This is a genomic window from Desulfovibrio sp. DV (assembly GCF_001936595.1).
Lineage (GTDB): Bacteria > Desulfobacterota > Desulfovibrionia > Desulfovibrionales > Desulfovibrionaceae > Solidesulfovibrio.
The window spans coordinates 1-19,117 of record NZ_MLBG01000022.1 but is presented as its reverse complement, the minus strand read 5'-3'; the positions used below and the strand labels follow the sequence as shown (position 1 = coordinate 19,117).

19 protein-coding genes are annotated in these 19,117 nt (G+C 63.6%); 7 read left to right on the top strand and 12 right to left on the bottom strand.

What is annotated here, in order from left to right; all coding sequences use genetic code 11:
• Positions 1–13: 13 nt before the first annotated feature.
• From DVDV_RS07520 to DVDV_RS07480, 9 genes are all read right to left on the bottom strand, one after another.
• Positions 14–1,636 (bottom strand): sigma 54-interacting transcriptional regulator, encoded by a 1,623-nt coding sequence (locus DVDV_RS07520; protein ID WP_075354072.1) that lies wholly within the window; start codon positions 1,634–1,636, stop codon positions 14–16.
• A gap of 133 nt (positions 1,637–1,769) precedes the next feature.
• Positions 1,770–2,141, bottom strand: a complete 372-nt coding sequence (locus DVDV_RS07515) for a hypothetical protein (RefSeq protein ID WP_254845299.1) — start codon at positions 2,139–2,141, stop codon at positions 1,770–1,772.
• A 2-nt stretch (positions 2,142–2,143) separates the two neighbouring features.
• Complete coding sequence (locus tag DVDV_RS07510) at positions 2,144–2,623, bottom strand: ABC transporter permease (protein ID WP_303046327.1); 480 nt, start codon at positions 2,621–2,623, stop codon at positions 2,144–2,146.
• A 68-nt stretch (positions 2,624–2,691) separates the two neighbouring features.
• On the bottom strand, positions 2,692–4,233 hold the full coding sequence (locus DVDV_RS07505) for a hypothetical protein (protein WP_075354070.1): 1,542 nt from the start codon (positions 4,231–4,233) through the stop codon (positions 2,692–2,694).
• 134 nt (positions 4,234–4,367) lie between these two features.
• Positions 4,368–4,730, bottom strand: a complete 363-nt coding sequence (locus DVDV_RS07500; protein WP_075354069.1) for a response regulator — start codon at positions 4,728–4,730, stop codon at positions 4,368–4,370.
• Positions 4,723–5,055: an STAS domain-containing protein gene (locus DVDV_RS07495; protein ID WP_075354068.1), complete on the bottom strand. Its 333-nt coding sequence runs from the start codon at positions 5,053–5,055 to the stop codon at positions 4,723–4,725. The genes DVDV_RS07500 and DVDV_RS07495 overlap by 8 nt, the downstream gene beginning before the upstream one ends.
• 21 nt (positions 5,056–5,076) lie before the next feature.
• Entirely contained in the window at positions 5,077–7,233 is a 2,157-nt protein-coding gene (locus DVDV_RS07490) for a chemotaxis protein CheA (protein WP_075354067.1), read from the bottom strand.
• Positions 7,234–7,286: 53 nt separating this feature from the next.
• Complete coding sequence (locus DVDV_RS07485) at positions 7,287–9,386, bottom strand: methyl-accepting chemotaxis protein (protein WP_075354066.1); 2,100 nt, start codon at positions 9,384–9,386, stop codon at positions 7,287–7,289.
• Between the two features lie 125 nt (positions 9,387–9,511).
• Positions 9,512–10,057 carry a chemotaxis protein CheW gene (locus DVDV_RS07480; protein WP_075354065.1) on the bottom strand — a complete coding sequence of 182 codons (546 nt, stop codon included), beginning with the start codon at positions 10,055–10,057 and terminating at the stop codon, positions 9,512–9,514.
• Positions 10,058–10,286: 229 nt separating this feature from the next.
• Between DVDV_RS07480 and DVDV_RS07475 the strand changes: the two genes are divergently transcribed.
• Together DVDV_RS07475 and DVDV_RS07470 are read left to right on the top strand one after the other, a co-directional pair.
• Positions 10,287–10,799, top strand: a complete 513-nt coding sequence (locus DVDV_RS07475; RefSeq protein ID WP_075354064.1) for a hypothetical protein — start codon at positions 10,287–10,289, stop codon at positions 10,797–10,799.
• A gap of 17 nt (positions 10,800–10,816) precedes the next feature.
• Positions 10,817–11,995, top strand: coding sequence for a hypothetical protein (locus tag DVDV_RS07470; RefSeq protein ID WP_254845297.1), 1,179 nt, complete (start codon positions 10,817–10,819; stop codon positions 11,993–11,995).
• Position 11,996: 1 nt separating this feature from the next.
• Here DVDV_RS07470 and DVDV_RS07465 read toward each other — a convergent pair whose 3' ends face one another.
• Positions 11,997–12,479 (bottom strand): hypothetical protein, encoded by a 483-nt coding sequence (locus DVDV_RS07465; protein ID WP_075354062.1) that lies wholly within the window; start codon positions 12,477–12,479, stop codon positions 11,997–11,999.
• Between the two features lie 208 nt (positions 12,480–12,687).
• Between DVDV_RS07465 and DVDV_RS07460 the strand changes: the two genes are divergently transcribed.
• A complete protein-coding gene (locus DVDV_RS07460) occupies positions 12,688–14,349 on the top strand; it encodes an SGNH/GDSL hydrolase family protein (RefSeq protein ID WP_075354061.1) in 1,662 nt (553 codons plus the stop codon).
• A 17-nt stretch (positions 14,350–14,366) separates the two neighbouring features.
• Here the strand turns inward: DVDV_RS07460 and rfaE2 are convergent, their stop codons facing one another.
• Positions 14,367–14,858, bottom strand: a complete 492-nt coding sequence (rfaE2, locus tag DVDV_RS07455; RefSeq protein ID WP_075354060.1) for a D-glycero-beta-D-manno-heptose 1-phosphate adenylyltransferase — start codon at positions 14,856–14,858, stop codon at positions 14,367–14,369.
• Positions 14,848–15,654 carry a YkgJ family cysteine cluster protein gene (locus DVDV_RS07450; RefSeq protein WP_075354059.1) on the bottom strand — a complete coding sequence of 269 codons (807 nt, stop codon included), beginning with the start codon at positions 15,652–15,654 and terminating at the stop codon, positions 14,848–14,850. Before DVDV_RS07450 ends, rfaE2 begins: the two co-directional genes overlap by 11 nt.
• Positions 15,655–15,919: 265 nt before the next feature.
• Here DVDV_RS07450 and DVDV_RS07445 point away from each other — a divergent pair, with 265 nt between their 5' ends.
• Genes DVDV_RS07445 through DVDV_RS07430 form a run of 4 tightly spaced genes read left to right on the top strand, consistent with a single transcriptional unit; the run spans position 15,920 to position 19,086 of the window.
• Positions 15,920–16,318: an ATP-binding protein gene (locus tag DVDV_RS07445; RefSeq protein ID WP_254845296.1), complete on the top strand. Its 399-nt coding sequence runs from the start codon at positions 15,920–15,922 to the stop codon at positions 16,316–16,318.
• 19 nt (positions 16,319–16,337) lie between these two features.
• Positions 16,338–16,673, top strand: coding sequence for an STAS domain-containing protein (locus DVDV_RS07440; RefSeq protein WP_075354057.1), 336 nt, complete (start codon positions 16,338–16,340; stop codon positions 16,671–16,673).
• A 21-nt stretch (positions 16,674–16,694) separates the two neighbouring features.
• Positions 16,695–17,339, top strand: a complete 645-nt coding sequence (locus DVDV_RS07435; protein ID WP_075354056.1) for a hypothetical protein — start codon at positions 16,695–16,697, stop codon at positions 17,337–17,339.
• Between the two features lie 22 nt (positions 17,340–17,361).
• On the top strand, positions 17,362–19,086 hold the full coding sequence (locus DVDV_RS07430) for a dynamin family protein (protein WP_075354055.1): 1,725 nt from the start codon (positions 17,362–17,364) through the stop codon (positions 19,084–19,086).
• Positions 19,087–19,117: the final 31 nt, after the last annotated feature.

Sequence of the window (19,117 nt, the reverse complement as noted above, 5' to 3'; positions counted from 1 at the left end):
CGAGGAATAAGAGCTACTCCTCGGGCTGGGAGCGGGGCAGGTAGATGCCGAGTTTTTTCAGCCGCGAGATCAGCGTCGTGGGATTGAGGCCAAGCAGTTTGGCCGCGCCACGATGGCCGTAGATCCGCCAGTTCGTGTGGCGCAGCGCCGCCTGCATGTTGGCTGTTTCCAGTTCGCGCAGTTCCTTTTCCGTCAGGATGCGTTCCGGCAGCGCCACACTCGCCGCGGTTGGCGCGCATTCCTTGGGGCCGCCCGGGCCATGGCCCAGTTCGAGCAGCACCTGATCGGCCTGGGCGGTGATCACCATACGCTCCACGATATTTTGCAGTTCCCGGATGTTGCCGGGCCAGTCGTAGGCGACAAGCCGGCCCATCTGCGGTTCAGTGAGCCGCACGAGAGGCCGGTTCATTTTTTTGCAGCTCAGCTTGATGAAATGATCGGCCAGGAGCGCAATGTCGATCTTGCGGTCCTTAAGGCTCGGCACCACCACCGGGAAGACCTGCAAGCGGTAGTAGAGGTCTTCGCGAAAATGGCCGGACTGGATTTCGGCGTGCAGATTCCTGTTCGTTGCTGAGATGATACGCACATTGACCTTGCGTACGGTCTCTTCGCCCACCCGCTGGTATTCGCCTTCCTGGAGCACGCGCAAGAGTTTGCTTTGCAGATAGATGGGAATTTCGCCCACCTCGTCGAGAAAAAGCGTCCCCCCGTCAGCTGCCTGGAAATAGCCGATACGGTTTTTGACCGCCCCGGTGAAAGCGCCCCGGGCATGGCCGAAAAATTCGCTCTCAAAAAGCTCCCGGGGGATGGCCGAGCAGTTGATTTTGATCATGGGCTTGTCGCACCGCTCGCTGTGGTTGTGGATTTCGCGTGCGATCATCTCCTTGCCCGTGCCGGACTCGCCGTAAATGAGCACGTTGGCGTCGGTGGGGCCGACCATGCGGATAACCTTGCGAATCTGCTCGATGCCTTCACTTTGCCCGATAATGCCTTTAAACGACTGTGCTTCGTTTATTTCCTCGCGCAGATAGGCGTTTTCCAGTTCGATCTGCTGCTTGAGGCTGTCAACCAGCTCAAAGGCCCGGGCATTGGCAATGGCGTAGGCCAGATGGTCGGCCACCATGCGCAGCATTTCCAGCGCCCCTTGTTCGAGCTGTTGGCGGGTGAAGACCGACAGGACGCCCAGGACCTCGTCGCGGCAGATCAGCGGCTGGCCGGCAAAGCCCACGATCTTTTCCCGCCTGACCCACTGTGGATCGGCCACCCATTTTTCATCAGGCTTGATTTCGAGGAGTTCAATGGGTTTGCCCGATTGGGCGATCTGACCGACCTTGCGGATGCCGATAGGGAAGCGGCTGAAGGATGAACCGGTGATCGTATCCCAGGTGGTCGGGCCGATGAGGGATTTTCCGGCGCTGGCTTTGAGGTGCAGGCAGCGGCTCTTGTCCGGGCACTGCCGGCTGTCCTTGCAGTTGGCGCAAAGGTCGCCGGGTTCGATGAGCCAGACCCGCACCATGGCCACGCTTGAGACCGCCGCCAGGGTGTCCACGGCGATCTTGAGGACCACCTCCACGCTGTGGTGCTGGGCCAATTCCAGGAGCAATTTCCTGACGTTGACGAATCCCAATATGGCCATGGCGGCGTTTTCCTTTTCTCACATCGATGCGGCGTCGGGTTCTCGGCCCTTGGCGGGTCTGCGCCCCTGGCCCTGCGGCGGCGTCGTTTCGATGGTTGCGACCAGCAAGCATACGGAGGGCAGGCGGCCGGGGTCAACGTTCCTCGCGGCGCAGTCGCCCCAGGGTTTCAAATATCCGGGACCGAAGCGCATTGACCGCCGCGTCAGTCCGTTGCCTGGGGCGCGGCAAATCAATGGGCACAATCTCCTCGATCCGGCTGGGCTTTGGCGTCATGACCACGATGCGGTCGCTTAAAAGGGCAGCCTCCTCGATGTTGTGGGTGACAAAGAGGATGGTGTCCCGTCGCTTGGCCCAGACGTCGATGAGAAAAGCCTGCATCCGGTTTCGGGTCTGGCAGTCCAGGGCGCTGAAGGGTTCGTCCATGTCCAGTACCGTGACCGCCGGCCGCCCGCCTGTCGCCGGATAGGTCTTGCCGAGATCGCGAATGGTCAGGGTCGCGGCCATGGTCATTGCCAGCGCATGAGTGGTTGGGAAAGGCGCTTCAGGCACCACTCCATGCCAAGCCCGATCAGGCCAATGGCAGCCATGCCGGCCATGACCATGTCGGTGCGCTGCAGATCCCGGGCGCTCATGATCATATAGCCCAGGCCGTAGCCCCCGCGCACGCCGATAAATTCCGCCGCGACCAGGGTCATCCAGGCGATGCCCAGGCCCACCCGCACGCCGGTCACCACCGAGGGCAGCGACCCGGGCAACAGCACCTTGCGCCACACCGCCGCCCGGCCGCAGCCCAGGACGCGTACCGCGTCCACATAGAGCGGATCGACGGCCAACCCCCCGGAACAGGTGGCCAGGACCACCGGAAAAAACGCGCCCGGGAAGATGAGGTCGGCCGCCGAGGCCAAACCCAGACCAAACCACACAATGGCCAGGGGAATCCAGGCCAGGGGCGGGATTGGAAGCGGGAGAGGCAGGAACGACCACAAAAAAAGCCCGGGTATGAACCGGGCCTTCTTGTTTGAGCGCAGCAGAGACTGGCCTGCTGCAGGCAGGCTTAGTTGCAACGCAGGGACGTAAACGAGACAGCGTACGGGGTCTGATCGGAACTGCCGAGTGTTGCACCCTGGCCGTTTTGCAGGCTGTAGGTGAAAACAATTTCATTCGTTCCGGCTTGGGCGTCAAAGGGCAGGGATTCTGACAATGTTGCGGTCAGCCAGGGTGTTGCCGGCAGGTTGTCGTAGCGTTTGACTTCCTGTCCGTTGATGGAAAGGACAACGCTTTGCCCTGGAAACGGGTTACTTATCGCAAACTCCAGGCGCATGGGTCTGGCCTGTTGCAGCGGGAAGGAGATACGCGACTCCGGGCCAACAGCCCAGCGCCATCGGCCGGCCGGATCGGATTCGATGTCCCGCAGACCGGTTGTTTGGACCGTTGCGTCCAGCGTCCGGGGATCAAAGAAATCACTGGCCGCCTCGACCCGGGGCGCTCCGGCCCGGACCCGGGCCAGGGGGCGTTTGTGCCCCGTGTTGTCGAGAAAACCCCTGGTCTCCAGCGTTTGCAGGATGTTGTTGGCGATGCGTTCATTGCCCTCAAGGCTGAAATGGCATTCGTCGATAAAGAGATCCTGACGGTCATACAGGGCGTCGGCCATGGTTACAAAGGCGGCGGTTTTGCTCTGCCCCCCGTCCCATTGCCCAAACGCATTGATGACCTGGCAGTAGAAGGCCGCCTTGCGATCAAAATATTCGTCGTTGGACGGTGGCTGGCTTTGGCATTGCTTCGGACCAAACTGCTTGAGCGGTTGCAGCACAGCCAGATAGCCGACGCCGAAGGCCTCGCAGACCTGGGACATCTTCAGGATGTTTTCCAGATAATTGTCCAGGGCGTTGGCGATGGCGACGTTGTTTCGCGGATTGGGTTCGATGGAGGGATAGTACGGCGGGCACTGGCTTTTCGTCTGGCTGGACGTGTCACCGAAATTGTCCCAGCGAAAGGCCGGCCAGCCGACCCGGCCATTGTAGAACATGATGTGATGGACATCATTGAATCCGTCAAGCGAGACAACGATATCCACATCCTGGCTTATGATGTCGTCGACCAGGACATTGAGTTCCTGGTTGGAGATATACGACAAGGCTCCGGCATTGATGTAGCTGACTTTTTTCCCTTTCAGGGCAATTTTCTGGGCCACTTTGGCAATGATGTCGTCTGCATTGGTGCCGGCTGAGCCCTGGAATGCGACAGAACCGCCGACCATGGCGATGCGGATTTCATCAGGACCCTTGGCGGACAGCTCCGGGGATTTGAAACCCAGGGCATTGGTGAAGGTTTCGCCGGAACTGTATTTGACATTGGGCTGCGGCTTGTATCCTGCGTAGGGATGCGGCTTTCGGAAGTCGAAGTCAGCCTGGTTCTTGGCCGCATCCGGAGCCTTGTTGCCCGCCTGTATTTCAAGGGAAGCCATTTGCTGCAGAAATTTTGAATCCTCTTTGCGGTAGATGGAGACAGTGAAGAAATTGAAAAATACTGCGACGCAGGCCGCGACCACGCCGACATTGAGGAGGACGATAATTGACCAGAGGTACGTACGCTTCATGATGTGCCTGTGTTTCCAATCGATGGGGGGAGGCGGGAACGAAGACCCCGGCCCGGCCTGCGGTCCGGGGCCGGGCGATCGCCTTGAAAAAAAGCCCCGGACATGCCGGGGCCATGGTTTCGGGCGGGAGCGTGTTAGCGCAGCACTTTTTTGACCACGGCCAGGAGCTGGTCCGGGGTGAACGGCTTGACAATCCAGCCGGTGGCCCCGGCGGACTTGCCCTCGGCCTTTTTGCCGGCCTGGGATTCGGTGGTCAGCATGACGACCGGAATGAACTTATAGGCAGCCTGGGCCCGAATGCCCTTGATGAGGCCGATGCCGTCGAGATTGGGCATATTGAGGTCGGTTATAACCATATCAATGGTGCCGGTGAGCTTGGACAGGGCGTCTTTGCCATCGCAGGCCTCAATGACGTCATAGCCCTCTTTTTTCAGCGTAAAGGCGACCATCTGCCTGACACTGGCTGAGTCGTCCACTGTCATGATGCGTTTAGCCATTTCGTCCCTCGTCGGAGAAGAAGTTTGTGAGTTGGGGCGTTTGGGTGAAACCGGAAACCCGGGCGGCAGCCAGGGCCGCCTGGGACATGGGGCCATGGCGGGTCAGGACGCCGCCGTTTTGTTCCAGGGTGATCGCCGTGGAGAGCAGCAGTTGCAGGAAGGTGATGTCGGCTTCCTCAACCGCAGAGACATCGAGAGCCAGATTGGGGGTCGTGGCCAGCGCTGCCAGCAGGGCGTCGCGCAGGGCGGCGGCGTGTTCCACGCTGCATTTCCCGGCAATGCCGAGCACGTGCGTCTTGCCATCCTCAAATTGGGTCAGTTCCATGGCCACTCCTCAAAAACCCGCCTACTGCGGGAGTGTACGAAAGGGTTCGCTTGCGTGCAAGCGGCTCTCTTCACGGGAACGCACGAATCGGACCAGTTGGGGCACATCCAGGATCAGCGAAATGCTGCCGTCGCCGTTGATGGTCGTGCCGGAAATCCATTTCAGATGTCGGTAGCAGTCGTCCAGGCTTTTGATGACGGCCTGCTGTCGGCCAATGACCCGGTCCACGCAAAAGCCAACCATCTCGCCTTCGGTCTCGGTGATCACCACACGTTCGTAGTCCGGTTGTTGGCCGGGAACGGCAAACAGTCGGCGCAGACTGACAACCGGCATCATTTCTCCCATGCGCTCCAGGGTTTCCACCGTGCGCACCGCATCAGCCACAAACCGTTCCTGGAATCCCCGCAGATTGGCCAGGGGGACGATGAAGGAATCGCCGCCCACCATGACGTTGAAGCCGTCAATGATGGCAAGGGTCAGCGGCAGCCGGACGGTGACGGTGGTTCCTTTGCCGAGGGCGCTGTCGAGTTCGACGGTGCCGCGAAGCGCTTCGATGTTGCGCTTGACCACATCCATGCCGACACCCCGGCCGGACACATCGGACACCTTGGCCGCAGTGGAAAAGCCCGGCAAGAAGATGCAGTCGAGCAGTTCCTTTTCCGAAGGTTCGGCATCCGCGGCAATGAGTCCGCGCTCAATGGCCTTGCGGCGTACCGCTGCCGAATCAATGCCGCGCCCGTCATCGTTTATGGTGAGCACCACGTTGCCGGCCGAGTGCATGGCCGAAAGGGTGATGCGGCCCCGCCGGGGCTTGCCGGCGGCTTCCCGGTCGGCCGGCGGCTCCAGGCCGTGGTCGAGGCTGTTGCGCAGCAGATGGACCAGCGGGTCCTTGATCCGGTCGATAACCGTCTTGTCCAGTTCCGTTTCGCCGCCATGGGCCACGAATTCCACATCCTTGCCGAGATTTTCGGCCAGATCGCGGGTCAGCCGGGCAAATTGGCTGAACACCGAGCCGATGGGCAACATGCGAAGGCCCAGGGCCACGTCGCGCAGGGTGTCGGTCAGGCGTTCGAGATCCTCGTCCACCTCGGTCACGGCGTCGAGGTCCCTGGCCTTGGCCGCCTGTCGCAGGCGGGATTGCAGGATAACCAGTTCGCCGACCATGCTGACCAGACTGTCCAGTCGGCCGGCATCCACCCGCAAGGTGGTCGCCGCGGCCACGGCGTGCTGCCGGGCCGGGGCGGCGACGCCGGGAGCGTTTTGGATCTTCTGGGCCTGGATGGTGCTTTTTGCCGTTTCGATGGTCGCCACTTTGGCGGCAAAGGCGGCTTCCAGGTGTCGCCGGACGGTATCGTCGTCGGCCTCATCCCGGCCCGCAAGGGTTGCCAGCAGTTCGTCGAGGTCGCTGCTGCGCAGGAGTCCGGTGTGGATGCGGGTGATGGAGATATCCGAGTCGCCCTCCACGAAGATGAAGACATCCCGCAGGTTTTCACTACTGCACGGCGTGCATACAAACAGGTCGAAAACACCGTAAACGGCCTCGGGGTCATAGTCGACATCGTCCAGGGCCGGGATGGGGCCGTGCCGCAGGACGCGGACCAGGCCCATGGTGTCCATTTCGGCCAAAAGGCGCACAGGGTCGTTGCCGGTATGCAGCATGGCTGGCGCAGGACGAAGGCGCACCCAGTAGATGCCGGGGGGGCCGGGTTGGGACGGGCAGGCGTATTCGTCGGTCTCGGCGGCGGCATGGGTGTGGGCGGTGGCCCCGGCCGTTGCAGCGCCATGGCTGCCGGCCGGCAGGTATGCGGCAAAGGAGGCGAGCAGGGTGTCGGAGGCCGTGCGCAATTCGGTCCCGGCACCGTCCCGGGGAGCCTCGAGCAAGGCCAGAATATGGTCTTTGGCCTCCAGGGTCAGAGTCAAAAGCTCCTTGGTCACGGGGAGTTCGCCCGAGCGTACCCGATCAAGGACGGTTTCCACATCGTGGGTGAAGCGCGAAATTTCGTCAAAGCCGAACATCGCGCCGCCACCCTTGATGGTGTGCATGGCCCGAAAGCAGGCGTCAAGGCGTTCCGAGTCGCCGGGGTTGGTTTCCAGTTCGAGCAGACCGCGTTCGAGTTCGCCCAGAAGTTCCCGGGTTTCTTCGACATAGAGTCCGATGGAGGGATCAATGTCCGTCATGGGCTGCCTCCATGGCGTCCGGTTTGACCGAGGGGCGGGTGTGCCCCGGCGTCTTAAAAGCGTTCAAACTGATCATCCTCCTCTTCCATGTCGATGGACAGGGCTGCGGCCTTGGACTTTGTCCCGGAAGCCTTGGGGGCGGACGGCTTCGCCGGGGTTGGCCTGCCCTTGCGCGAGGCCGTGACGGCCTTGGGACGGAGTTGGACCGGCCGCTGCATGGAGGTGTCGAGACGGAAGTAGGAGATGCTCGCTTGCAACTGTTCCGCCTGGGCGGAGAGTTCCTCGGAAGTGGAGGCCAGCTCTTCGGAGGCCGAGGCGTTTTGCTGGATGACCTGATCGAGCTGTTGCAGGGCCTTGTTGACCTGGGAGGAGCCGGTGGATTGTTCCTGGCTGGCGGCGTTTATTTCCTGGACGAGATCGGCGGTGCGCTGGATGTCGGGAACGAGTTTGCCGAGCAGTTCGCCGGCCCGTTCGGCCACGCTGGTCGAGGAGCGCGACAGCTGGGTGATTTCCGAGGCCGCAGCTTGGCTGCGTTCGGCCAGCTTGCGGACTTCGGCGGCAACGACGGCAAAGCCCCGGCCGTGTTCGCCGGCCCGGGCCGCTTCCACGGCGGCGTTTAAGGCCAGCAGATCGGTCTGCCGGGCGATTTCCTCGATAATCGAGATCTTGCCGGCGATTTCCTTCATGGCGGCCACGGCCTGGGTCACGGCCTGTCCGGATTCGCGGGCATCGCCGGCCGCCTTGATGGCGATGGATTCGGTCTGGCTGGCGTTGTCGGCATTCTGATGGATGCTGGAAGCCATTTCTTCCATGGCCGAGGAGGATTCCTCCACGGCCGAGGCCTGTTCTGTGGCCCCCTGGGAGAGCGATTCGGCCGAGGCGCTCATTTCCTCACTGCCTGAGGCCACGTTTTCGGCACCGGACTGCACCTCGCCCACGACATCGCGCAGGCGTTCGATCATTTCGAGCATACTGCGCAGCAGCACATCCTTGTCCGACCGGGGGACGACGGACACGCTGAGATCGCCGTCGGCCAAGCTGCCGGCCACCCCGGCGGCCATGCGTTCGGCCGCGATCATGCGGTCCATGGCCGTGAGCAGGGTGCCGATCTCGTCGCGGCTGTCGATAACCACAGCCACGTCGAGGTCGCCGTGGGACATGGCCTCGGCTACGGTGATGGCACCGCGGACACCGCGCAGGATGGCCCGGGTGATGATGACGGCAAACAGGATGCCAAGCAGCACGGCCGCAGCCGAGACGCCAAGGCTGGTCAGATTGGCCGTGCGGGCCTCGGCGGCCATGGCTTGCTGCTGCGCATCCACGGCGTCGTCAGCGATTTTGCCGGCCTTGTCGGCAGTGGCAGCCATGTCTTTGACCACGACCGCCTGGGCATCGGCCGCCTGGACAAAACCGTCCATCCGGTTTTTGTAGGTTTCGGCCTTGGCAATAAGTTCGACCATCAGGGCCCGGTCTTCGGCGGTGGCCAGCAGGGTCGATGTTTCGCGGGCGAGGGCAATGAGCTTGTCGAGGATGGAGCGGGCGGTGTCCATGTGCGTCTTGTCGCCCCGCCAGAGATAGTACAACACTTCGATGCGGGCGCGCAGGAACTGTTGCTCGAGGTCGGCGAGCTTGATACGTAGGCTCGCGAGCCGGCCGGCATTTTCCGCACCGGGATCAGCGGCCTTTTTTTGTTGGTCACCCAGCCGGCCAATCAGTTCCTCGGTAATCTTTTGCAGGGCATTCGCTGATTCGACAACAACTTTTAAAGTATCTTCCCTGGCCTTCTCACTTTCAAGGTAGCGTGAGAGCCCTGATTCATAGGCAGTTGCCGCTGCAACAAAATTCTCCATCCGCTCGATATTTCGAGGGTCCTTCAGACTGAGCTTGAGGGATTGGGCGCTTTCCCGGGCAGTGCCGATATGCTTGCGGAAGCTGTCGAGCTTGGCTGTGTCTTTGCTGTTGATAAAGTAGAGTATATCCAGCCGGGCGTTGGTGACGCCATCGCTGATGGCGTTGACCTTGTCCGCTTTATCAACTCGTGACAGTACGTCTCCAAGACTCATATATCCGATATAGGATACGATGATAGTGAACAGGATAAGCAGGGCGAAGCCTGATCCGAGTTTGAAGGCAAGTCCACGGTTACGAAACATTATATACTCCGGATTCGTGTTACAAGCGAAAGCCACAACTGTTCTTTCGGACGCGGTGACTTCTTTTCAAGCTCGACATCGCGGTTGCCACTGGCAACGCAGGGGGATTCGGAGCGTGTTGCAGACTATCTGAAGAAATCCTCGTCCGAGCCGATGGGAGCCGATTCGGGGGGCGTCGTTGTCTCATCGCCCATCATGCGGGACAGGTCCTGTATTTCATCGTTGGAAAAGACCTTGTCCACATCGAGAACGAGCAGGAAGCGGTCCCCGTGTTTGCCGATGCCCCGGATGAAATCGGCCCGCACGGCGGCACCCATGCGCGGCGGCGGATCGATGCGGTCGGTTTCCAGTTCCAGGACTTCCTTGACCGAGTCGGCCAGGGCTCCCATGACCGACAGGGTGTCCTCTTTTTTGATTTCCACAATGACAATGCGGGTGTTCAGCGTGCGTTCCACCTGTCCCAGGCCGAATTTCATCCGTAAATCCACCACAGGCACGGCACTGCCTCGCACATTGACCACTCCCCGCATGTATTCCGGGGTCTGGGGGATGCGGGTGATATCCGTGTAGTCGAGAATTTCCCGGACCGAGAAGATGTCGATGGCGAAGAGCTCGTCCCCGAGGGTTAACGTGAGAAAGCGCTGGCTGCCGTATTGGGCGTCCTGAGCCATTTGGTGCTCCCTTTGGTTCCTGCTCCGTGGCATGATTTGATATGAATGCTATCCACTTAGTTCGATACAGGTAATTCATGAGAAAGACAATGTCTTTATTCACATTTTGCATGTCATAGCTATGACGGCGCAGCGTTGCGCCAGGTGTCGGGTCGTCTTTTCGTCCGTTTCTTTGTTCTCCACTTTTCCGAGGTTTTCTTCTAGGCTGGCGGAAACCAGCGAGGAATCCATGCCCCCGAAAAACGCCACTGCGGCCGCTGTCGGCAAAACATTGGAAGAGAGGCGCGACCAGGCCCGTGAAGCGGCGCTTAAAGAGCTTAAAGCGCTGCGAAATGATTTGAACACTCTGGAGGCCGTCCTGACGGGGCGACGCCGGAAAGCTGATTTTTCCCCTTTTGATGTGGTGCACGGCGCTTTTGAAATCTTTCGCCATGCCGCTTCGGTTTTTGATGCCGAAGACATGCTGGCGGCCTGCGCCCGGGAACTCGATGCGGCCAAGGCCTTGGAATATCTCCAGCGTCATGGGGCCAACGAACTGGTCAAACCGGCCGGTTGGCACTGGATTTCGCCACGGGGCGAGATGCATTACCTCGGCAAGGCCGAGGAAACCGACAAGGCCGCTGAAAAGCTCGCCAGCCTGCTGCAGTCCGGCAAGCGGCCCAAGCGCCGGGACAAGCAGGCATCCTCCGAGGCCGACGCCGGGGATGGCCCGGCCGAGGCGGCCGCATCCCCCGAGGCATGATGGACGCGAAGGGTGCCATGTTGTTTCCCTGGCTGCGACATTTGGGTGCCGCGGGGCTGGTGTGTCTGGCCCTGGCCGGGTGTTCCGACGAACCGGCCAGGGACGGCGGACAGGGCGTGACCGGCAAGACGCCTGTGGTGCGCCCGGAAGATGTCTATGGTCCAAGCGGCGGTCGGGCGGCGGTCCTGGCCCCGGATTACCGGCAGGGCATGACGCCCGGCCTTGCCGCCGGGACTGTGCCGGCTGCCGGCCCGGACAAAACCCGTCCCGGGACGACGCCGGGCGATCCCGCAGCCGGACGCCTTGTTGCCGCCGGCCCGGCCGCGGGAGCCGGATCCGGGCCGGCCGCTCCTCTGGCTCCTGGCCTCGCTTCGGGCGGGGGCGGGGCCGGGGGCACTGCCTTGTCGCCTGCCCAGCCACCGGGCCGGGCCGGGGCTGAGATCCCGGCCGGCCAGCCGCCGGCGTCCGGGACACCTGGGACGGCTGGGGCACCTGGGGCGTCGGGCCGGGCTTCGACAGGATTTCCCGTGGCCGATTCCCGCCAGCTCGTGCTGGTGACGGCCGCCGATTTTCAGGCCACCCGGGGGACAGTGCAGCGCTTTGTCCGAAGCGGGCCGGGCGCGCCCTGGACCGAGGCCGGGCAACCCGTGCCGTGCCAGCTCGGCCGCAAAGGGCTTGGCGTGGGGCGCGGCCTTTGGCCGGGCCTTGCCGGCGGACCGGCCAAGCATCAGGGTGATGGCCGCACTCCGGCCGGACTTTTCGCCCTGCCCGCAGCCTTTGGCTATGCCGGGGCCGAGACGGCGGCGGCAGCCGGGGTCCGGCTGCCCTATATGGCCGTGACGGACCGCGTGTCCTGCATCACCGACCCGGCCTCACCGCTGTTTGGCCGGGTGGTCGGCCCGGATGAGCGGCCCGAGGGCGGGCTTCGCCAGGACCGCATGGTGCGCGACGACGGCGCCAACGCCTGGGGTGTGGTCATCGGGCACAACAACCAAAGCATTGATCCCGAAGGCGGGACCTGCCTGTTTGTCAACGTGCGTCCGGCCGGCGGCCCGCCAACCGGGGGCAGTATCGGCCTGGCGTCCGAACAGGCCGCCGCCCTGGCCGCCTGGCTCGATCCCGGGGCCAGGCCGCTTTTGGCCGTATTGCCCCAAGCCGAATACCGCTCTTTGGCCGCCGGCTGGGGGTTGCCGTAACTCACGCCTCGGCGTCGGAGGGCAGCCGGGAGAGCGGGGTATTGAGCGAAGCCTGGGTCAAGGCCATCGGCAGTTGCATGAGCGTCACCTGATGATAGCCGAGTTTCGGGCCCAGGAGGCCGTCGGTGACCGGCAGTCTGGCCTGAATGGTTGCGGCGGGTTGCGGGTCGAGGCCATGGGCGGCTGCGACTTTGGCGTAGGTGGCCCGGGTGTTGGCCAGTTCGGCTTCGGTTTCCCCGACAATGGGGAGGCCGTCCTCGCTTGTGCCGATGACCGGGTGGCTGTAAAAATCCTCCCAGGCGGCGCTGTGCCGGCTGCCTGTGGCGGCAGTTGGTGCGTCCGGGGCTGCGGCGACAGCGTTGTCGGCCAGGACCGAAGCAAACGGCGAGGAAGCCGCAGTCCCGGCGGCCTTGCCGGTCCGGGCCGGGGCGATGTCGCGGGCCAGGGCCAGGGTGCTGGCAATGGAGTCGGCGGAGACAAGCATGGCTGACCTCTCTTTTATTCGGGGATGCGGCAAAAAAATCCTGCCGGTGTAACCAAGCAAGAAATATTCCGTCAATTTTGAGGCAGGATGTGCCGAGCGGTGCCTGTCCGACCCCACAGGGAGCGGACAGGCCCGCGAAGCCGGCTGTTTTGCGGCCGGGACAGGGGGCGATGCCGCCTGTTTGGCCAAGACGAGCGAGGAGCGTGTCATGCCACGGAGTTTTGGCCGCGGATTCTGGATCAATTGCGCCCTGGCCGTCGGTTCGGTGCTGGTGGTGCTGGCCGCCCTGGAAGTCGGTTGCCGGTTGTTTGCCCGCCCGCCCCTGGACAGGACCGATCTCAATGTCGGCTGGGCCTCCATCGAGGGCCTGGGCCAGGTCGATCCGGTCCTCGGCTACCGGCTGCTGCCCGACCGGGCCGTGGCCGAATACGTCACCAACAACCTGGGCTACCGCGCGGCTCCCGTTGCCGTGCCCAAGCCAGAAGGCGTCTACCGTATTCTCTGCCTTGGCGGCTCAACCACCATCGGCAGCAACGCCGGGCACAATCGCTATACCTACCCGGCCATTCTCAATGACTTTTTTGCCATTGCCCTGGCCGGCACAGGCAAGACCGTGGAGGTCATAAACGGCGGTGTGTTCGGCTACCATTCCTGGCACAGCGTGCTGCGCCTCGAAGCCGAGCGCCGGCTCCTGGCCCCGGACATGGTGGTGGTCATGGACGGCATAAACGACGTCATGGCGGCCTACAACACCCCCACCCAGGCCCTGGAGCAGGGGCGGGAGCGGCTTTCGGACCGCCTTGGCGGCCTGGTCAACAAGCCTGGTGCGGCCGGAACAGAACCGGCTTTTGCTGCGCGCCGGCTGCTTGGGCAAAGCGCCCTGTATCGGACAAGCTCCCGGGTGCTGCCCGAAACCCTGGCGAAAACCGGCCTGTTTGCCGCCATCCTGCAACGAAAGCTCGACCTGTTCGGCTACGCCGCCAACATGGAACGGCTCGTGGCCGATGACACGGCCCACGGCGTCGAGACCATCCTGGTCAATTATCCCTGGATCGTGCGGCCCGATTCCACCCCGGCCATCGAACGAGGCCGCATTCCGTTTCCGCTCCAGGACAGCCACTACGCCGTCTACGGCTTCGGCCGCCAGGCCATTGCCGCCGCCAACCGGGCCGTGGCCGAAAAGACCGGCGTGCCCCTGGTCGATCCCCAGCCCCTCTTTGACCGGCTGACGGAAAATCCGGCCGCCATCGCCGACCTCTATTCCGACACCATGCATTTCACCCGGTACGGCAACTTCATCCTGGCCCAGGCCATCTATCCGCGTCTGGCCGAAGATCCGGGGCTGCAGCGATTCCTTGGGGGGATGCGGCTGCCTGCGGCCGGCGAACTGGCCGAACGCTTTCCGGAACTGTCCGACTGGCCGGCCCTTCGCCGGGAGCCGGACGGCAAATGGCGGCTGCTCGGCTTTGCCCCGGCCATGGCCGTTACAGGGGCGCAAAATCTGGTCGAAAGCATGGATGGGTCCTGGATTGTGGACCAGCCGGCCGATGCCGCAAAGCCGGCCCGGCTGACCCTGGTCCTGCTGGAAACGCCCCGGCAGGCCGGGCTCGTCGCCCTGCCGCGAAGCGCCTCCCCGCAGGATGTGGTCGCCATCGACCGGGTTGGGGAGGGGGGCCGGCAGCGTATTTTGACCTTTGCCGCCGAGACCCGGGGAGCCTGGACCCCGGCCCAGCGTCCTGTGGCGCTTGCCTTGCCGGCCGATTGCCGGGCCGGGGATGTCTTCGAGGTCACGCTGACCGGCAAGGACGCCCAACTGTGGCGTTTTGGCAGCCGTATCCTGTTCCCGGGCCAATTGCTGCTCGGGCCGTAGCCTTCTGGCGGATTCGGTCAGGACGGGGTGTGCGAGGCGATGATCCGCTCGATGATGGCAGTGGTGGACAGGCCCGGCGCCAGGGGCAGGCTCACCACCCGGCCGCCCCGGGCCGTGACCACGTCGCCGCCGACAATGGCCGAAACCGGCCAGTCGCCGCCCTTGACCAGCACGTCGGGCAAGACGGCCTTGATGAGTTCAAGCGGCGTGTCCTCGGCAAAAGGCGACACGAAATCCACGCAGGCCAGTCCGGCCAGGATGTAGGCCCGTTCGGCTGCGGGCGTCACCGGCCGGCGCGTGCCTTTGAGGCGGGCCACCGAGGCGTCGTCGTTAAGGCCGACAACAAGCAGGTCGCCCAGGGCCCTGGCCCGGGTCAGCACGTCCACATGGCCGGCGTGGAGCAGGTCGAAGCAGCCGTTGGTGAAGACGACCGTGCGGCCCGGCCGCAGCCGGGCGATGGCGGCGGCCAGGGCCGGGCGGGCCAGGATTTTTTCGTGCTCAAATGTCATGGCGTCTGCGGCGCAGGCGTTCCTGGCGGCCGAAAAAGACCAACTCCAGCCAGTCCAGGCCAAAAAGGAGCGTTTCCTCCTCGTCGGCCATGATGCGCTCCTGGCGGGCGGCATCGACTTCCACGAGATTGAAGATGCCCATCTTGCCGATCAGGTTCCGGAATTCGTCGGGCAGATACTGGGCCAGCCAGACCATCTGGATCTGCTTGGGCGAAAGCCCGACGCCCTTGCCGCGGGTGAGCGCCATAAGAAACATGTAGCGGTCGTTAAACCGGTTGTAGACGGCCAGATCCTGGTCCGTGAGCCAGCCGGCGCTGCTCCAGTCCCTGGTTTCCTCAAAACCCTGGCAATGCGGCTCGCGCACCACGAAAAACTGTTCGATGACCGCGCCGTCGTCGTCGAGTTTGGTGGCCCGGCCCAGGGGATAGGTGCGGCAGGCCCCGGGGCGGTCGCCATATATTTTGCAGCCCTCGGGCGACACAAAGGGACAGCGCTTCTGGCGTTCCTCGCGCATCTTGAGATGCAGCATGGGAAAGCCGGTGTCCGGTGCTTCGAGGCGACTGGCAAAGTGGTTGATGAGATCGGCCGGCGACACGCCAAGGGCCCGGCGCAGACGCAGGGCGTCATAGGGCGTGAGCATAAGCGTCAGATCCGAGCAACAGGCGTTAAAGCACGGCACCTCGGGATGGCAGGCAAACTGGAAGGTCTCGCCGGCTTTCAGCTCCGGCAGGGATTTGAGAAACGCTTCAGTGGCGTCGGCCTCGTTTTCAGCCAGGGCGGAGTTTAAGTCTTTCATGGCGGCAATGCTCCTTGGCAGGAGCCTTTAGCGCCCCTCGCCGCCCCTTGGCAACCGGCCAGGGCGCCGGCGCGCCTTGACAGGGCCTTTGAAAACGGGGACTTTGAAGCAATCGGCCATGGGCTTAATGTTCGTGCCCGGCCATTTGACGAGCCGCCGGCGCGGGTCAAGGGACCCTTATTCCCGCCCAACGGCCAAGCTCACGCGCAGCGGACGGATGTGACTCGCACCGCGCGCCGGGGACAGGATGCTGCCGGGTTTTTCCTTGCGCATAACCAACCGTCTGCTGGAACTGGACCGCGTGGCCGATGCCGTGGAAGCCTTTGGCGAGGCCCATGGCCTGCCGGCCAAACTGCGTTACCAGATTCGCCTCGTCCTGGATGAGCTCCTAACCAACACCATCAGCTACGGCTACCCGGACGACGGCGAACACACCATCCACGTGACCATGGCCCAGGACGGACGCCGGCTGCGCTTTGTCCTGGAAGACACCGCCCGGCCCTTCGATCCGCTGACGGCCAAGACTCCCGATGTCACCGCCGCTGCCGACGCCCGGCCCGTAGGCGGTCTGGGCATCCACCTGGTGCGTGCGATCATGGACCGTGTGGCCTATGAACACGTGGGCGGGATCAACCGCCTGCTGCTGGAAAAAGATACCATCTGACACACACAAAGGGGGCGATATGCAACTGGTGGAGAAGGAGAGCGGCGAAGTGACGGTGCTGGAGCTTGGCGGCAGGCTCGACAGCAATACGTCCAAGGTCCTGGAAGACAAGGTGATGGAGATACTCGGTCAGGGCAAGAAAAAAGTGCTCATGGATTTCAGGGACGTGGATTACATCAATTCCACGGGCCTGCGGGTGCTGCTTTTGGCTTTGCAGCAGCTTAAAAAGATCCAGGGACGCCTGGTGCTGTCATCGATCAAGGACTACATGAAGGAAGTCTTTGAAATATCGGGATACACTGAGATTTTTCCGATTTTTACGACCCAGGAAGAAGCCCTGGCCAATTTTTCCTGAGGCCTGGGGGAGGTCGTCGTGATGCGTAGACGTTTTGCCGGGCCGGGCCGGACGGTCCTGGCCGTAGTGCTGGCCTTTGTCCTCGTGGCGGCTGCCCGGGAGGTTCGGGCTGCCGACGGACCCGACTCCCTGGCCGGGATCAAACTCGGCCAGACCGTGGAAGAACAAGCCGGCAAGCTCATGTCCGCCGAGGCGGATCGGGCCTTTCATCGGCCCTATCTCGGCGTCATGCCCGTGGCTGAACTCAAGGGCTATCGCAGCGGCTATGTGGACTACGGCCTGTGCGCCGCCAAGGGGCGGGTGGTGCGCATCAAGATGAACTACGCCGACGATTCCCTGCAGTTCTTTGACCGCATCCTCGAGGCCCTCAAAAAGCGCTACGGCGAGCCCAAGGAATGGCGCGGCAATGCCTTTGGCACCCTGCGCACCTGGAAATGGAGCCTCAAATCCAAAGACGTCGGCCCGGTTAGCCTCATTCTCATGCACTATGTCGGCGATGACGGGGCCTTTACCGACGGCAATTCCATCCGCATCGCGGCCACGGATCTGGTCCGGGCCGAAGAGGTCTGCCATTCCGGCCCGGCAGACGGGAAAAAGGGCCAGCCGGTTCCTGCCGATGCCGGCGGCATCGACGCCCTGGGACTGGACTGGTTTTTGCCGCGCTGACGCCGGCGCACACGGGAGCCCTGTGACCACCACCTTGCTCGAAACGCGTTATCTGGCCCTGCAGGCCGAGTTGTCGGGACATCTCGGCCGGCTGTGCGAGTTGCTTGCCCATTGCGGCCGGCCGGAAGCGGCCGCTACGGCGCAGGCGCTTATGGCCCATGCGGCCGAGCCGTTTCTCTTTGTGGTGGTTGGCGAGGTCAAGGCCGGCAAGAGCAGCCTCATTAACGCCCTGCTCGGGACAACGGTCACGGATGTGGCCCCGGACCCCTGCACCGACCGCATCCGCATCATCGGCCGGGGCGGGACGCCGGGCGAAACCGAGGCCGGGGGACTGGTGGTGCGGGTGGCTGTCGACAGCCCGCTGCTTAATGGCCTGTCCATCGTCGACACCCCGGGCGTGGACAGCATCATCGACCGCCACCAGGAAATCACCGAGCATTTCATCCCCCGCGCCGATCTGGTGCTGTTTTCCTTTTCCGCCCTCAATCCCTATTCCCGCTCGGCCTGGGAATTTTTCGATCTGGTGGCCGACACCTGGGGCAGAAACGTGGCCTTCGCCCTGACCATGGCCGATCTGGCCAGCCCCGAGCAGATCGCGGTCAACACCGGCCGGCTGCGGGAACTGGCCCGCGACCGGGGGATTGCCGAACCGACGATCTTTCTGGTGTCCTCGGTCAAAAGCCAAAGCGACGCCGAGGCTGGCGGCATCGAGGCCCTTCGCCGCCACATCCGGGAGCTCACGGCCGGCGGCGGGCATTTCGCCGGCAAGCTCGATGCCACGAGGCGATCGGCTCTCCATCTGCTGGACGAGCTTGGCCGGATGCTCGATGGCCGGATGCAGGAACTGGCCGCCGACGAGACCGAGGCCGGGCGCATCCGCAATCGTCTGGACGCGGCGCGCCACGCCGCCGGGCGCGAGGCCGAAGTGCTGCGCACCCGGGTCGAGGCTGCCTACGCCCGGCTGGCCGGGGAGTTCGAGGCAGCCTTTGCCGCCGAGCTGACCCTGTCCGGGATGCTTGGCCGCTCCATCACCGGCCTGTGGCGGCGCGGCAAGGGCGGCGGCGGCCCGTCGGCCCGCCTCAAGGAACTGGGCGAGGCCTTTGCCCGGGATCTGGAACGCGAGGTGGAGTCCATCGCCACCCAGGGCGCGGCCCATATTTTCGAAAGCGTGTCCGGCTATGCCCGGATGCTCCTGGACGAGCTGCGGCTGCGGCGGCTGGCTGCGGCTGCCCCCGAGGGCGATCCCTTGTCCGGGGAGCGCGACCGGGTTCTGGCCGAGGTGGCCGGCCGGGTGGAATCGCTCCTGGCCGAAGGCGGGCCCATGGCCGGCATTGATCCCAAAACCGTCGCCGCCATGGACCCGCGGGCAGCCATGGGCGGGGCGTTGGTGGTTTTGGGCACCATCTTTGCCGTGTCGGTCAAAAGCGCGGTCATCGACGTCACCGGCGGCGTGGTGGCGGCCCTGGGAGCCTTGCTGGCCGGCAGCGCCCTGTACTGGCAGCGGCCAAGGCTCCTGCGGGAGATGCGCCGGCGGCTGGCCGTCGGCGGCGAAACCCTGCGTCAGGAACTGAGCGAACGCCTGTCCGCCCGCCTGGATCGGATTTTCCGCGAATTGGCCAGCCGGTTTGCGCCGTTTTTTGCCGACATCACCACCCGCAGCCAGACCCTGGCCGCCTGCCGCAGCCGACAGACCGAACTGGAAACGACCCTGCGCGATTTTATGCCGCGCGAGGCGGGTCGGGAATGAGAAGGGGGAGTGCCTCCGGCGGCCGGGGGGG